The organism is Streptomyces sp. NPDC088730 (assembly GCF_044751215.1).
Taxonomy (GTDB): Bacteria; Actinomycetota; Actinomycetes; order Streptomycetales; family Streptomycetaceae; genus Streptomyces.
In genome coordinates, this window is record NZ_JBIVLK010000001.1 from 766395 (window position 1) to 780981 (window position 14587).

General features: G+C 72.3%; 11 protein-coding genes. 5 read left to right on the forward strand and 6 right to left on the reverse strand.

The features are described from left to right. Window positions 1-81: 81 nt before the first annotated feature. Together ACIP89_RS03480 and ACIP89_RS03485 are read right to left on the reverse strand one after the other, a co-directional pair. Window positions 82-744: an HAD-IA family hydrolase gene (locus ACIP89_RS03480; RefSeq protein WP_401921239.1), complete on the reverse strand. Its 663-nt coding sequence runs from the start codon at window positions 742-744 to the stop codon at window positions 82-84. A gap of 239 nt (window positions 745-983) precedes the next feature. Further along, window positions 984-2330: a peptidoglycan-binding protein gene (locus tag ACIP89_RS03485; protein WP_402112762.1), complete on the reverse strand. Its 1347-nt coding sequence runs from the start codon at window positions 2328-2330 to the stop codon at window positions 984-986. Window positions 2331-2465: 135 nt separating this feature from the next. On the opposite strand from ACIP89_RS03485, the gene ACIP89_RS03490 reads away from it, so the two are divergent. After that, the gene (locus tag ACIP89_RS03490) at window positions 2466-4508 is read left to right on the forward strand and encodes a DHA2 family efflux MFS transporter permease subunit (RefSeq protein ID WP_402112765.1); all 2043 of its coding nucleotides are present in this window, start codon (window positions 2466-2468) and stop codon (window positions 4506-4508) included. 13 nt (window positions 4509-4521) lie between these two features. Here the strand turns inward: ACIP89_RS03490 and ACIP89_RS03495 are convergent, their stop codons facing one another. Next, complete coding sequence (locus ACIP89_RS03495) at window positions 4522-5034, reverse strand: GNAT family N-acetyltransferase (protein WP_401921235.1); 513 nt, start codon at window positions 5032-5034, stop codon at window positions 4522-4524. A 59-nt stretch (window positions 5035-5093) separates the two neighbouring features. On the opposite strand from ACIP89_RS03495, the gene ACIP89_RS03500 reads away from it, so the two are divergent. After that, a complete protein-coding gene (locus ACIP89_RS03500) occupies window positions 5094-6194 on the forward strand; it encodes a serpin family protein (RefSeq protein WP_401922314.1) in 1101 nt (366 codons plus the stop codon). Between the two features lie 9 nt (window positions 6195-6203). Here ACIP89_RS03500 and ACIP89_RS03505 read toward each other — a convergent pair whose 3' ends face one another. Continuing rightward, window positions 6204-7295 carry a DUF2330 domain-containing protein gene (locus tag ACIP89_RS03505; RefSeq protein WP_402113476.1) on the reverse strand — a complete coding sequence of 364 codons (1092 nt, stop codon included), beginning with the start codon at window positions 7293-7295 and terminating at the stop codon, window positions 6204-6206. Between the two features lie 272 nt (window positions 7296-7567). Between ACIP89_RS03505 and ACIP89_RS03510 the strand changes: the two genes are divergently transcribed. After that, complete coding sequence (locus ACIP89_RS03510; RefSeq protein WP_402112768.1) at window positions 7568-9682, forward strand: bifunctional glycosyltransferase 87/phosphatase PAP2 family protein; 2115 nt, start codon at window positions 7568-7570, stop codon at window positions 9680-9682. A 184-nt stretch (window positions 9683-9866) separates the two neighbouring features. Here ACIP89_RS03510 and ACIP89_RS03515 read toward each other — a convergent pair whose 3' ends face one another. Next, window positions 9867-11117 (reverse strand): cytochrome P450, encoded by a 1251-nt coding sequence (locus ACIP89_RS03515; protein WP_401922321.1) that lies wholly within the window; start codon window positions 11115-11117, stop codon window positions 9867-9869. A 317-nt stretch (window positions 11118-11434) separates the two neighbouring features. Here ACIP89_RS03515 and ACIP89_RS03520 point away from each other — a divergent pair, with 317 nt between their 5' ends. Together ACIP89_RS03520 and ACIP89_RS03525 are read left to right on the forward strand one after the other, a co-directional pair. Beyond that, window positions 11435-12613 carry a steroid 3-ketoacyl-CoA thiolase gene (locus ACIP89_RS03520; RefSeq protein WP_401921231.1) on the forward strand — a complete coding sequence of 393 codons (1179 nt, stop codon included), beginning with the start codon at window positions 11435-11437 and terminating at the stop codon, window positions 12611-12613. A gap of 100 nt (window positions 12614-12713) precedes the next feature. Further along, window positions 12714-13997 (forward strand): alpha/beta hydrolase, encoded by a 1284-nt coding sequence (locus tag ACIP89_RS03525; protein ID WP_402112771.1) that lies wholly within the window; start codon window positions 12714-12716, stop codon window positions 13995-13997. 79 nt (window positions 13998-14076) lie between these two features. Here ACIP89_RS03525 and ACIP89_RS03530 read toward each other — a convergent pair whose 3' ends face one another. Next, complete coding sequence (locus ACIP89_RS03530; RefSeq protein WP_401921228.1) at window positions 14077-14517, reverse strand: transglycosylase SLT domain-containing protein; 441 nt, start codon at window positions 14515-14517, stop codon at window positions 14077-14079. Between the last annotated feature and the right edge of the window lie 70 nt (window positions 14518-14587).

Genomic DNA, 14587 nt, shown 5'->3' on the forward strand with positions numbered 1-14587 from the left:
GTCGGTTACCGGGTGCTGATGTGCGGCAGGACCCAACCGTCGACTGCCGGGCGCTGATGTGCCGCAGGACCCAACCGTCGGTTACCGGGCGCTGATGTGCAGCAGGACCGAACCGTCGGCCGCCGCCTCCACCCGGATCTGCGTCAGGTCCTCGACGTGCGCGTCCGGGGAGAGTGCCGCCGCGCGCGGGCCCACGCCCACGACGCGCATGCCCGCCGCCCGGCCGGCCGCGATGCCCGCCTCCGAGTCCTCGAAGACGATGCAGTCCGCCGGGTCGAAGCCCAGCCCGGCCGCGCCCTTGAGGAAGCCCTCCGGGTCCGGCTTGCTGGCGCCCACGCTCTCGGCGGTCACCTTCAGCTCGGGCATCCGCAGCCCGGCCGCGGTCATCCGGGCCCGCGCGAGCGCCTGGTCGGCCGAGGTGACCAGGGCGTGCGGGAGCGCGGCGATCGCGTCCATGAAGACATCGGCGCCGCCGACCGGGACGACACCGTCGGTGTCGGCGGTCTCCTCCGCGAGCATCACCCGGTTGTCCGCGTAGTTCTGCTCCACCGGGCGGTCCGGGAGGAGCACCGCCATGGTGGCGTACCCCTGTCGGCCGTGGACCACCTTGAGCGCGGCCTCCGGGTCCAGTCCGTGCCGCAGCGCCCAGCGCCGCCAGCAGCGCTCCACGACGGCGTCGGAGTTCACCAGGGTCCCGTCCATGTCGAGCAGGAGGGCGCGGGCGGTGAGAACGGTGGCCGGCATGGGCGGGCTCCAGGGCGGGGTGGCGGTGCGGGGACGCGTGAGACCCCCGGAAAGAGAACAAGCGGCCCCCGCCCGCCGGTCAGGGAGTGCGTTTGGGGGCCACTTTGTTCCATCACGATACAAAAACCTGCCGGGGAAAGCCAATCCCGCCGGGGGCGGGATCGAGGGGGAGCCGGGGCAGAGCCGGATCGGGGCCGGAGTGGGGGCGGGGAGGGTGCGGGAGGGGTGCGGGAGGCGGGTCAGTAGCGCCCGTGGCCCGTCGTGATCGCCTCCAGGGCCCGCCGGGTATTCGGCCCGTAGACCCCGTCGTCGTCGCCCTGGATGTACATGTACCGCTGGTAGCGGTGCACGGCGTCCTCGACGCGGTCCGTGTAGTCGGCGTCGGCGGTGCTCATGAACAGCCCGATCTCCTGGAGCCGGCGCTGCAGCTCGGCCACCTCCGGGCCGTGGTCGCCGCGGCGCAGCGTGCCGCCCTCCTCCGACAGCGCGGGCGGGGCGGCCGGCGCCGTGTTGCCGGTGTCCGCCGTGGACGCCGGGGAGGACGCGGCTGGCGGGGCCGAGGCGCCGGTGGACGCTGACGCGGACGCGGAGGGGCTCGCCGAGGGCGACCCGGACCGGGACGGCGAGGCGGACGTGGACGTGGAAGCGGAGGCGGACGTCGACGCCGAGGCGGACCGGGACGGCGGCGCGGAGACGGACGACGTCGTCGAGGGCGACGGCGCGGCGCTCTCCTCGGGGAGGCTGGCCACCGTGGAGGGCAGGACCGGGTCCAGATCGGCGTCCCCGTTGCCGTCCCCGTTGAACAGCCCGCCGACGAACGCCGCCGTGCCCACCACCGCGACGACGGCCGCCCCCGCGGCCAGCGCGGCGAAGGGGCTGCGGCGGCGCGGCCGCACCGGGTCGGGGGCCGCCGTCGGTGCCGGGGTGCCCGGGTGGCTGTCCGGACCGTCCGGGGTGCCCGTGGTGCCGGGCCCCGCCGGGTTGAGGAACAGGGGCATCGTGGTGGCCGGGTCCCCCGCGCGGCCCTCCGCCGGGTTCCCCGCATGGCCTTCCACCGGGTTCCCCGCGCGGCCCTCCGCCGGGTTCCCCGCGCGGCCTTCCACCGGGTCCCCCGCATGGCCCTCCGCCGGGTTCCCCGCGCGGCCTTCCACCGGGTCCCCCGCATGGCCCTCCGCCGGGTACCCCTTCGTGCCCTGTGCCGGGTATCCCCTCGAATCCTGCGCCGGGTGGCCCGACGAGCCGCCACGGCCGGCGGCCGTCTGCCCGGCCCTCGCGGTCCCCCCGGCCCCTGCCGTCTCCCCGGCCCCCGGGGTCTCCCCGGCCCCCGGGGTCTCCTCGCCCCCCAGCGTCACGTACGGCCGGATGCGCAGCGGGTCGAAGTCCTCCGCCGCCGCGAACTCGGCCGACCGCCCGGCGTGGTGCTCCTGGACGACGCGGTGCTGCTCGGCGGCCCGCTGCTCCTCCGTGACGTACCGCTGTCCGTCGCCCCACGGCCGCCCGGCGCCGCCCCGGGGCGCGCAGTCGCAGCCCGGTCCGGTGCCGGGTCTGCTGTCCGTACCGCACTCCGGGCACATATGTCCGGTCATTGTGGGTCCCCTCCCCTTGAACTGCCTGCGATTATGCAGTCCGCCGCCGGGAAGCCCAATCGTGCGGCTCCTCGGCAGGCCAGAACGGTGCAAAACGGACAGGATGGGTGTCCAGCGGATCCGAGGAGATGTCACATGGCCCAGCAGTTGAGCCCCCCGGCCCCGGCCCCGGGTGAAAACCGCTCCACCCGGTCGGTCCTGGTGGCGATCGGCGCCCTGCTCCTCGGCATGCTGCTCGCCGCACTCGACCAGACCATCGTCTCCACCGCGCTGCCGACCATCGTCAGTGACCTCGGCGGCCTGGAGCACCTGTCATGGGTGGTCACGGCCTATCTGCTGGCGTCGACCGCCGCGACCCCGCTCTGGGGAAAGCTCGGTGACCAGTACGGGCGCAAACGGCTCTTCCAGATCGCCATCGTCATCTTCCTGATCGGCTCCGCGCTCTGCGGCATCGCCCAGAACATGCCTCAGCTGATCGGCTTCCGCGCCCTCCAGGGGCTCGGCGGCGGCGGGCTGATCGTGCTCTCGATGGCGATCGTCGGAGATATCGTCCCGCCGCGCGAACGAGGCAAGTACCAGGGTCTCTTCGGAGCGGTGTTCGGCATGACGAGCGTGCTCGGACCGCTGCTCGGCGGCTTCTTCACCGAGCAGCTCAGCTGGCGCTGGGTCTTCTACATCAACCTCCCCATCGGCGTCATCGCGCTCGCCGTGATCGCCGCCGTGCTGCACATCCCGGTCCGCCGGACGAAACACACCATCGACTACCTGGGCACCTTCCTCATCGCCTCGGTCGCCACCTGCCTGGTCCTGGTCGCCTCGCTGGGCGGTTCCACCTGGCCCTGGGGCTCGGCGCAGATCATCGGCCTCGCCGTGCTCAGCGTGCTGCTGCTGGCCGTCTTCGTGTACGTGGAACGGCGCGCCGCCGAACCCGTACTGCCGCTGAAGCTGTTCCGGATCAGGACCTTCAGCCTCGTCGCCGTGATCAGCTTCGTCATCGGCTTCGCGATGTTCGGCGCGATGACCTACCTGCCGACCTTCCTCCAGGTGGTGCACGACATCTCGCCGACGATGTCCGGTGTCCACATGCTCCCGATGGTCTTCGGCCTGCTCCTCACCTCGACCGGCTCCGGCCAGATCGTCAGCCGGACGGGCCGCTGGAAGATCTTCCCGATCCTCGGCACCGGCATCACGGCGATCGGCCTGCTGCTTCTGCACCGGCTCACGGAGACCAGCAGCACCCTGGAGATGAGCAGCTACTTCTTCGTCTTCGGCGCGGGTCTCGGCCTGGTGATGCAGGTGCTCGTCCTGATCGTGCAGAACGCCGTGACCTACCAGGACCTCGGCGTCGCCACCTCGGGGGCGACGTTCTTCCGTTCCATCGGCGCCTCGTTCGGCGTCGCCATCTTCGGCACCATCTTCACCAACCGGCTCACCGACAAGCTCGGTGCGGCGCTCGACGGGCGGGCCCTGCCGCCCGGGGTCAGCGCGCAGGGCCTGTCCGCCGATCCGCGCGCCCTCGGCCAGCTGCCGCCCGCGCTCCGGGGACCGGTGATCCACGCGTACTCGACGTCGATCACCGACGTGTTCCTGTACGCGGCCCCCGTCGTCCTGATCGCCTTCGCCTTCGCCTGGCTGCTCAAGGAGGACAAGCTGCGGGGTTCGGTGACCGCCCCCGACCCCAGCGAGACCCTGGCGTCGAACCCGGTCGAGCGGTCCTCGTACGACGAATGCGCCCGCGCCCTCTCGGTCCTGGCCACCAGGGAGGGGCGGCGCGAGGTCTACGTGAAGATCACCGAGAAGGCCGGATTCGACCTGCTGCCCGCCGCGAGCTGGATGCTGCTGCGCATCAAACGGCACGGCACCGTGGAACCCGCCCGGCTCGCCGAGGTCGCCCCGGTGCCGCTGCGGGTGATCAGCGAGGCGGGCCGGCAGCTGGAGGAACGCGGGCTGGCCCGCCGGGTGGGCATGCAGCTGGTGCTCACCGAACCCGGCGCGGAGGCCGTGGTGAAGCTCTCGCACGCCCGCGAGGAGTCGCTGGCGGAGCTGCTGGGCGACTGGTGGGGCCCCGACCGCCCGACCGACCTGGTCGCCCTGGTCTCCGAGCTGACGGCAGAGACGAGCGGATCGAGCAGGGAACGGCCGCACAGCCCGGAGCCGAAGCGGGACCACCAGGCCTGAGCGCGGGGACCCGTCACACGGCGGGGCTGAGTTCCTTGGCGAACCAGTGGTCCGCGTACATGCGGCGGTGGAACGCCGGGACTGCCCGGTAGCCGTGCTTCGCGTACAGCCCACGCGCCTCGACCAGGTCGTCACGGGTGTCGAGCCGGATCAGCCGGACGCCCAGGGCCCGCGCCCGGTCCTCGATCGCCGCGAGCAGCAGCCCGCCACCGCCCGTGCCGCGCACCTCCGGGCGTACGAACACCCGGGTGAGCTCCGCGACCTCGCCGGGCCCGGATGCCCCGTCCGCCGTCCCCTTCACGATCAGCCCGGCACAGGCCGCCGCCCGCCCGTCGAACCGGCCGACGACGAACTCACCGGTCGGCGGGGTCAGCAGCGCGGCACCGTCGTCGGTGAGCCCCTCGTCGATCTCCTCCGAGGTGGCCGGCCGCCCCCAGTAGCGGCTCGCGACCTCGTCGTAGTAGTCCCGGCGCAGCAGCGCGCCGTCGGAGGAGTCGAAGCGTTCGGGCGTCACGGTCCACGTCATCGGGCCATTCTGTCTTTCGCGCAGCTGTGCGGAAAGCGATTTGGGTGCAGGGGGCATCGGTGACGCGGGAAACGGTATCGACGACGGGGGCCGGGGCGGTCCAGCGGCTCGGCGAGCGGTGGATACGGGAGCTGGCGGTGCCCGGCGGTGGCAGCTTCGTCTGCTCGCCGGCCGGGCTCTGGCTGGCCCTGGCCGTGGTCGCGGCAGGGGCGCGCGGCGAGACCGCCGACGAGCTGCGGACGGTGCTCGGGGTGGCGGAGCGGCAGGCCGCGGACGCGGTGACGGCCGGAACGCGCGAGCTGGCGGCCACCGACGCGCTCGGGGTGGCGACCCGGGTGTGGACCCGGGTGCCGGTCTACCGGGAGTACCGGGAGGCGCTGGCGGACGTCGGGTTCGGGCCGATGGACGCCACCGGGGTCGACGCCTGGGTGCGGGAGGCCACCGGCGGCCTGGTCGAGTCGCTGCCGCTGGACATCAGCGACGAGATGCTGCTGGTGCTCGTCAACGTACTGGCGCTGAAGGCGCGGTGGGACGAGCCGTTCGATCCCGCCCACACCCGGGAGCTGCCGTTCACCGACGCGGCCGGGGTGAGCCGCGCGGTGCCGACCATGTGCGCGGGGCGCGGTCCGTGGGACGGCTGGACGGTGCGCGGTACCCAGGTCGTCGAGCTGCGCTGCCGCACCGAGCGTTCCGGCGGCGCCCCGGCCCGGGTCCGGCTGGTGCTGGGGGAGCCGGGCGCGGGAGCGGCCGACGTACTGCCCGCGGCCTGGGCGCCGCGGTCCCAGCGCACCCCGCTGGACACGGACGTCCTGAGCATCGCGGTTCCGCGATTCACCCTGCGTACGAACGTTCAGGTGACCGAGCAGCTGGCGGCGCTCGGGATCCGGGTCGCGACGGGCGAGGCCGCCGACTTCGGGTGGCTGTCGCCCGAGCCGCTCAGGATCTCCCAGGTGGTGCAGGAGGCCGTGGTGAAGGTCGCGGAGGCGGGCGTGGAGGCGGCGGCGGTGACCGTCGTCGCGGCACCGGGGGGCGCGGCGCCGGTGCCGCGGCGCGTCCTGCGCATCGCCTTCGACCGCCCGTTCGGGATCGTGGTCCTCGACGGCGGGGGCGAGCTCCCGCTCTTCACGGGCTGGCAGGCGGACACCCCGGTGGAGGGCTGAGCCCGGCGCTCACCGCAGCGGGGGCGGCGCCATGACCGGCGGCGGCGGTGTCACCGGCCGCCGCCGCCGCGAGCGCGCTACCAGCGGCACCGCCGCGACCGCCGCCGCCACGGCACCGAGCAGCGTCAGCACCCAGGCCGGAACGGGCCCCACGGTCAGCAGTTCGTCCCGGTAGTACGTGGTCCGGTACGGGGTGTCGGCGGCCGTTGCCCGCAGCTCGTGGTCGCCGTCGATCCGCTCCGGCCGCGGGAACGACTGGCTGATCGCCGTGAGGAACACCGGCTTCCCGCCCGTCAGCTCGCCCAGCGCCGGGTAGGCGCCGCCGTCCCGGCCGGTGTCGACCGGCTCCGCGTAGGTCACCTCCGGTTGCAGCCCGCCGATCCGGCCGCGCGGCTCCATGCGGTGCGCCGCCAGCACGTACAGCCCCAACGACTGCGGTGTCGTGGCGAGCCGGGACAGCCGCATCGGGTAGACGGGCCCGGCACTGGCGAAACGCAGCCGCAGCGGGTCGAGCCGGCCGAGCAGCGGACCGCCCTTCTCCCGCGGGGCGAGGCGGATCGCCACGTACTCCCACCCCTGCTCGACATAGGGCCGCAGCGCCGTCGACAGCCGGTCCGGGAGCTCGAAGCCGTTCTCCGTCAGCCAGCCCTCCAGGGCCGCGGGATCGGTCGCGGTCAGCCGGGCCACGTCGAACGGCCCGAGCCGCTCCCGGCCCACCACCCCGACCGGTGCGGCGGCCGAGGGCGCGGCGGACTCCCCCGACGTGCTGCCCGAACCGCCGAACGGCCAGTCGCCGGCGCGCGGCCAGAAGTAGTGCCTGGTCTCGCGGACCGGCGCGGTGAGGGTTTCGAGCTCGGAGAAGAGCGAGGCGTCACCCAGCGCGACCGTGGCTCGGTGCGGCACCGGCATGATCCACGCGGCCTCCGGCGCGTTCCCCCGGACGGTGAGTTGCATCACTATCTGCTCGGTGCCGCCCGACCAGCTGACCACGGAGGTCTCCCGGTCCACTGAGACCTGGCTGTTCCGGTGCACCACCATCGCCCCGCAGCCGCAGGCGTACGCCGGTGCGATCAGCGAGCCGATCTGCAGCGACAGCAGCATCATGACCAGTGACAGCGCGCGGACCGCCCAGGCCCGCGATCCGGCCCGTTCCCCTTGATCCGTTTGATCCGTCCCCGTCCACCGCATCCCGGCTCCTCCCCCGTAGGCCCTGGTCACGGGCTCAGACGTGGGGGCGGTCCCGCCGGTTCCGGCCATCCGGACCCGGACCGGCCGGACCGCCGGACATTCTTTCGGACAAAAGCCGGATGACAGTCAGGTGAAGAGGGGGTTGATTGGGTCTACCTCATAGCGCAATGCGAAGGTTTCACAGCATGCCCGGATCGAGGGCCGGCACAAGACGGCGGGAGGGTCGGCGCAGCGTGGCGAATGCGGAGCACAGTGTGCGCGGAGAGGCGACGGCAGGGACGAGGACGGGGGCGGCCCGAGCCGTCCTCTGGCTGGTCGTGGCCGCGTTGGCCGTACGGCAGATGGCGGTGGTGCTGCGGCAGCCGCCTGGCGAACGGCTCACCGATCTGGATACCTGGACCGGTGAGAACGGTGTGCTTCATGTGACGGGCTCGCTCTACGACACCGACCGGTTCACCGGCACCCCCTTCGCCGGTCTGGTGCTGAAACCGCTCACCCGGACCGCAGAGCAGAGCCTCGGGGTCGCCTGGACCTTCGGCTCGCTGCTGCTCGTCGCCGCCCTCGGCGTCATCGCGGCACGCGCCCTGCCCGGCCCGGTCAAGAGGCGCACCGCGCTGTTCGCCGCCCCTGTCGCGATCGCCCTGCTGATGCTCTCGCTGCCGGTCCGCAACGCCCTCTACCTGGGCCAGACGAGCATCCTGCCGGTCCTCCTGGTGCTCGTCGGCTGCTTCGTCGTCCGCGGCGAGCGCGCCTCCGGCGTCCTGATCGGCGTCGCGGCCGCGCTCCAGCCGACCGTGCTGCTGTTCGCCGCGCTGCTCTGGCTGACCGGGAGACGCCGGGCGGCCCTGACCGGCGGCGCCGCGTTCGCCGCCTGCACGGCACTGGCCTGGGCGGCGATGCCGCACGACTCGTGGACGTACTGGGTGCACCACGTCGCCGGGGCCGGCCTCGGCGACCAGGCCGACAGTCTCGCCAACCAGTCCCTGCACGGCGCGCTGCTCCGGTTCGGACTGGCGGGTCCGCTGGAGATCGCGCTCTTCGCGGTGCTCGCGGCGGCGGTCTGCTTCTTCGGTCTGCGCCGCGCCGCACGGTACGCGGGCGACGGGCAGCTGCTGCTCGCGGTGGCCGTCACCGGCTGTGTCGTCGTCGCCGTCTCACCGACCGCCTGGCAGCACCAGCTGCTGTGGGTGCTGCTCGCGGTGGTCGGCCGGGTCGGCACCCGGGCCTCGGACCGGATGGTGTGGCCGGCCGTGGTGGTCCTGGTGATCACGCTGCCCGGCAAGATGCTGCTGCCCAACATCGAGTCGATGTTCCCGGTACGCGACAACGTGCTGCTGATCGCCGCGCTCGGGGCCGCGTGCGTCGCCCCGTTCCTGCCGCGCACCTCGCCCTACTGGCAGCAGCCGGTCCCCACCGACTACGCGGCCCCCGTCCCGGCCCGCTGGAGCCGGGTGCCGCTGCTGCCGTTCTGGCGGCGGGTGCTCAGCCGGCCCAACCTGCTGCTCGAACTGCTGCTGATCAGGGTCGTCTACTCGGCCTACCAGCACGTCAGGCTGGCCGCGACGGCCGGCCGTGCCACCGCGGAGCACCACGGCAGGCAGATCCACGCGGCCGAGCAGTGGCTGCACATCGACATAGAGCACTGGGCCAACCACGCGGTGGTCGGGGTCGGCTGGCTGCGGGACTTCTTCGACTACTACTACTCGACGTTCCACTTCATCGTGCCGCTGGCGATCCTCGCGGTGCTGTACGTACGCCGCCCCGCGGACTACCGCTGGGTCCGCAGCTCCATCGGCTTCGCCACGGTCCTGGCCCTGGTCGGGTTCTGGCTCTACCCGCTGGCCCCGCCGAGGCTGATGCCGGGGCTCGGCTTCATCGACACGGTCCACGGCGTCCAGGACTTCGCGAAGCCCGACTACGGCACGCTGACGGGCGTGACCAACCAGTACGCCGCGATGCCCTCGCTGCACTTCGGCTGGTCGCTGTGGTGCGGTGTGGTGGTCGTGATGCTCGCCCCGAAGGTCTGGATGAAGCTCCTCGGGGTGCTGCACCCGCTGTTCACGGTCTCCGCGATCATCGCGACGGGCAACCACTGGGTGCTCGACGCGGTGGGCGGGGCGGCGGTGGTCGCGCTCGGCTTCGGGCTGACCTACGCGCTGGCCGGGCCGCGCCGGCTCCAGCAGCCGGTGACCGGGTCCGGGGAGCTCCCGAAGGCGGCCGGGGCCGGGAAGGCGGGGGAGGCCGCGCGGCCGGGGCCGCCGCCGAAGGTGGACGGTGAAGCGGTGGCCGGAAAGCCGTAGCCCCCGGCGGGCCGCCGGACACCGCCTCCGGCTTCTCGGCGGCCCGGCCCCCGAAGGGCAGCGTGAGTCCCGGCACGCCCGTCCGCCACCGGTGCGGGGTGCGGACGGACGTTCGGGCGGAGGTCCGGGACGGTCCGGGCGGTACCCGACGGTACGGCGTTCGTGCTGCCGGCATTCGCCGTGGTCAGGCGTTCGTGGTGCTCACCTGGAGCTGTTTGATGCCGTTGAGCCAGGCGGACCGCAGCCGGCGCGGGTCGCTCACCATCCGCAGGTCGGGGAGTACGTCCGCGATGGCGTTGAAGATCAGGTCGATCTCCATGACGGCGAGGGACTTGCCCAGGCAGAAGTGCGGGCCGCCGCCGCCGAAGCCGAGGTGCGGATTGGGGTCGCGGGTGATGTCGAACTCCTCCGGGCTCTCGAAGACCTCGGGGTCGTTGTTGGCCGAGGAGTAGAACAGCCCGACCCGGTCGCCCTTCTTGATCTGCTGGCCGCCCAGTTCGAGGTCCTGGGTGGCGGTCCGCTGGAAGGACACCACGGGGGTCGCCCAGCGGACGATCTCCTCCGCGGTCGTCTGCGGCCGCTCGCGCTTGTACAGCTCCCACTGCTCGGGGTGGGTGAGGAAGGCGTGCATGCCGTGGCTGATCGCGTTGCGGGTGGTCTCGTTTCCGGCCACGGCGAGCAGGATGACGAAGAAGCCGAACTCGTCCGACAACAGGTTGCCCTCGCCCTCCGCGGCGACCAGCTGGGAGACGATGTCCTTGGCCGGGCACTCCTTGCGCGCCGCCGCGAGGTTCATCGAGTACGAGACCAGCTCCATGGCCGCCTCCGCACCGATCTCCTCGGTGATCGCGTACTCCGGATCGTCGTACGAGGCCATCTTGTTGGACCAGTCGAAGATCCTGCTCCGGTCCTCCTGCGGTACGCCGATCAGCTCGGCGATGGCCTGGAGGGGCAGTTCGACGGCGATGTTGTTGACGAAGTCGAAGGAGCCGTCGTCGTCCGCGCCGGCCTGCGCGGTCTCGACGATCGAGCGTGCCCGGCTGCGCAGCGCCTTTTCGAGCGAGCGGACGGCACGCGGGGTGAAACCGCGCTGGACGATCTGCCGGACCCGGGTGTGCTCCGGCGGGTCCATGTTCAGCATGATCAGCTTCTGGACGTCGATCTGGTCGCGGCTGATCGTCTCGTTGAAGCGGATCACCGCGGTGTTGGTGTTCGACGAGAACAGCTCGGGACGGGTGGACACGTACTTGACGTCCGCATGCCGGGTGACGACCCAGTAACCCTCGTCGTCGAAGCCGGAGATGCCGGCGGGCTGGGTGCACCACCAGACCGGCGCGGTCTCCCGCATCAGGGCGAACTCCGGGTGCGGAACGCGGGATTGGAGCAGGTCGGGATCGGTGAAGTCGAACCCTTGAGGCAGATGGGGGCAGGGCATCGGCAGCTCCAGGTCGAGAACGCCAGGTCGGTCCGAGAGCCGTCCGAGCTTTGTCTGACGACCCATCAGAAGTTGCCCGAAAGGTAGTAACGAGTTCTACAACTGACAAGAGGCATGGCCCGATCTGTTGCGTGAAGCATCCGTGAACCAGGCCGATTTGTGGTGGGTGGCGGCGGTGAAGCGTGGGCAAGGTCCGTGCAAGCCCCTTGCGTACCGAGGGTAATCCTCATAAGACTGCACGAAGAACTAGAACGCGTACTAGTTCCTTCCGTGGGCGCCGGGACGCCTCTGCGGAAGTGCGAGGAGAGGACGAGCTCATGGCCGCGGAACCCGTCATCGTCGAAGCCGTACGCACCCCCATCGGCAGGCGCTCAGGCGCGCTCGCCAATCTGCACCCCGCCTATCTGCTGGGTGAGACCTACCGTGAACTTCTCGGCCGCACCGGCATCCACGCCGACTGCGTCGAACAGATCGTCGGCGGCACCGTCACCCACGCCGGCGAGCAGTCCATGAACCCCGCGCGCAACGCCTGGCTCACCGTGGGGCTCCCGTACGAGACCGCCGCGACGACCGTGGACTGCCAGTGCGGCTCCTCGCAGCAGGCCTCCCACATGGTCGCCAACATGATCGCGGCCGGGGTGATCGACGTCGGCATCAGCTGCGGGGTCGAGGCGATGTCACGGGTACCGCTCGGCAGCGGCTCCAAGCACGGACCGGGCAAGCCGTGGCCCGACGAGTGGAACGTCGACCTGCCCAACCAGTTCGAGGCCGCGGAGCGCATCGCCCGCAGGCGCGGCCTCACCCGTGACGACGTGGACTCGCTCGGCCTCCTCTCCCAGGAGCGGGCGGCCGCCGCCTGGGCGGAAGAGCGCTTCAAACGCGAGACCTACGCGGTCCAGGTGCCCACCACGGAGGCGGAACAGGCCGCCGGACAGGGCATGTGGCGGCTGGTCGACCGCGACGAGGGGCTGCGCGACACCACGATGGAGGGGCTCGGCGGGCTCAAGCCCGTGATGCCCACCGCCATCCACACCGCGGGCAACTCCTCGCAGATATCCGACGGCGCCTGCGCGATCATGTGGGCCTCCAAGCGCATGGCGCGGGCCCTCAAGCTCAAGCCGAGGGCCCGGATCGTGGCCCAGGCGCTCGTCGGCTCCGACCCGCACTTCCACCTCGACGGCCCCGTGGACGCCACCCGCGCGGTGCTCGGGAAGGCCGGGATGTCGCTCAAGGACATCGACATCGTCGAGATCAACGAGGCCTTCGCCTCGGTCGTGCTGAGCTGGGCCCAGGTCTTCGAGCGGGACCTCGACGGGCTCGCCAAGGTCAACGTGAACGGCGGTGCGATCGCGCTCGGCCACCCGGTCGGCGCCACCGGCGCCCGGCTGATCACCACGGCCCTGCACGAACTCGAACGCAGGGACAAGGAGTTCGCGCTGATCACCATGTGCGCGGGCGGGGCGCTGGCGACCGGAACGATCATCCAGCGCCTGTAACGCCCCTGCGGGGGTGCCCCCAAGCCCGATGGTGCTGCCAGATACACCTTCGGGCGGGGGCGTACGCGGATGTCGGCCCCCGCGACGGTTGCCTAGCGTCATGGGCATGGAAAACAACGCGAGCAACTCCGCCCGGACGAACGCCACTCGACGCATCCTGGCCGCCGCCACCGTCGTGGTCCTCGCCGCGCTGGGCACGGTCCCCGCCACGGCGGCCGGACACCAGACGCCCGGCCGGACCGGGTCCGCACCCGCCGCACAGCGGCACGATGCCCGCGGTGAACTCGTCGCCCTCACCCCCGTCGCCCGCCACGACCGGGCCGGCGTCGCGGACTTCCTCGCCACGGCGGGCATGGACACGGCCACCGTCAGACACGGCGTCCGGGCCTACCGCCTCACCTACCGCACCGTCACCCCGCAGGGCGGGCCCACCACCGCCACCGGCCTCTTCGTGCTCCCCGAGGGCGGCGCCCACCGGCTGGACCTGGTCTCCGACACCCACGGCACGATGGCCCACCGCGACTACGCGCCCTCGGCCACCGAGGACTCCGGCCGCTACGCCGCCTACCTCCACGCCTCGGCGGGCCGGGCGGTCGCCGCCCCGGACTACCTGGGCCTGGGCAAGGGCCCCGGCCTGCACCCGTACATGGACACCGGCTCCGCCGTCACCGCGTCACTCGACATGCTCCGCGCCTCGCGCACCGCCGCCCAGCGGCTGGGCCGGCCGCTCACCGGTGACGTGTACGCGAGCGGCTTCTCGCAGGGCGGCCAGGTCGCCATGGCACTCGGCAAGGCCCTGGAGAGCGGCGCCGACCGGCGGTTCGCCCTGCGGGCCCTGGCCCCCGTCTCCGGCCCCTACGACCTGGAGCACGCGGAGACGCCTGCCATCTTCGACGGCAGGGTCAACAGCACCAGCGCCCTCTTCTACATGACGTACTTCCTCACCGCGCAGAACCGGCTCCACCCGCTCTGGAAGGACCCCTCGGAGGCGTTCCGGGAGCCGTACGCGGACATCGTCGAGGGCCTCTTCGACACCAACCACTTCGAGGAGGAGATCATCCCGGCCCTCCCCGCGACGCTGAAGGAGCTGCTCACGGAGGACTACTACGAGAAGATCCAGCACCCGGCCGGCGCCCTGCTCGCGGTGGTCCGCGCCCAGGACGGCAACTGCGCCTGGAAGCCGGACGTACCGGTACGGCTCTACTCCTCCTCCGGCGACACCGACGTACCCATCGCCAACGCCCGCAGCTGCGCGGCCGATCTGGCGCGGCGGGGGGTGCGGGCGCCGGTGATCGACCAGGGACCGGTCACCCACAACGAGACCTACCTGAAGTCGGGTCCGCAGATCGTGCGCTGGTTCGACGCCGCATCGGCCCGGCACTGATCCCGGACCGGCACGCCGACGACCCCGACCGCGTCGCGGTCGGGGTCGTCGGTCATACGCGGACGGAGTCCGGGCCGGCTCAGTACCAGCTGTTGGCCTGCCAGAACGACCAGGCGCCGCACGGGCTGCCGTAGCGGGAGTTCATGTAGTCCACGCCCCACTTGATCTGGGTGGAGGCGTTGGTCTGCCAGTCGGAGCCGGCGGACGCCATCTTCGAGCCGGGCAGGGCCTGGACCAGGCCGTAGGCGCCGGAGGAGGCGTTGGTCGCGCTCGGGTTCCAGCCGCTCTCGTGGCTGACGATGTTGCTGAAGCACTGGAACTGCGCCTCGTCACCGATCATCTGCCTGGCCGTGTCCTGGGCACTGCCGCCGGCGGAGGCCGGCGCGGCGGACGGGGCCGCCGTGGCGGAGGTCGCGCCCACGGCCACACCGCCGACGCTCAGGAGGACGGCGGCGCCGGCCATGACGGTCTTGCGACGGGCGTTGCGGGGCTTGGCGAGAAGGGTGCTGGCGAACGACACAGGGAACCTAACGTCGGGAACGGTTGAGTCGCCCGCCGGTCCGAATCCTGCCTGGCCCGGTGCTCGTTGA

Coding starts and splice junctions, on each gene's coding strand:
- ACIP89_RS03480 (WP_401921239.1), bottom strand. CDS start 744: ATGCCGGCCACCGTTCTCACCGCCCGCGCCCTCCTGCTCGACATGGAC.
- ACIP89_RS03485 (WP_402112762.1), bottom strand. CDS start 2,330: ATGACCGGACATATGTGCCCGGAGTGCGGTACGGACAGCAGACCCGGC.
- ACIP89_RS03490 (WP_402112765.1), top strand. CDS start 2,466: ATGGCCCAGCAGTTGAGCCCCCCGGCCCCGGCCCCGGGTGAAAACCGC.
- ACIP89_RS03495 (WP_401921235.1), bottom strand. CDS start 5,034: ATGACGTGGACCGTGACGCCCGAACGCTTCGACTCCTCCGACGGCGCG.
- ACIP89_RS03505 (WP_402113476.1), bottom strand. CDS start 7,295: ATGCTGCTGTCGCTGCAGATCGGCTCGCTGATCGCACCGGCGTACGCC.
- ACIP89_RS03510 (WP_402112768.1), top strand. CDS start 7,568: ATGCCCGGATCGAGGGCCGGCACAAGACGGCGGGAGGGTCGGCGCAGC.
- ACIP89_RS03515 (WP_401922321.1), bottom strand. CDS start 11,117: ATGCCCTGCCCCCATCTGCCTCAAGGGTTCGACTTCACCGATCCCGAC.
- ACIP89_RS03520 (WP_401921231.1), top strand. CDS start 11,435: ATGGCCGCGGAACCCGTCATCGTCGAAGCCGTACGCACCCCCATCGGC.
- ACIP89_RS03525 (WP_402112771.1), top strand. CDS start 12,714: ATGGGCATGGAAAACAACGCGAGCAACTCCGCCCGGACGAACGCCACT.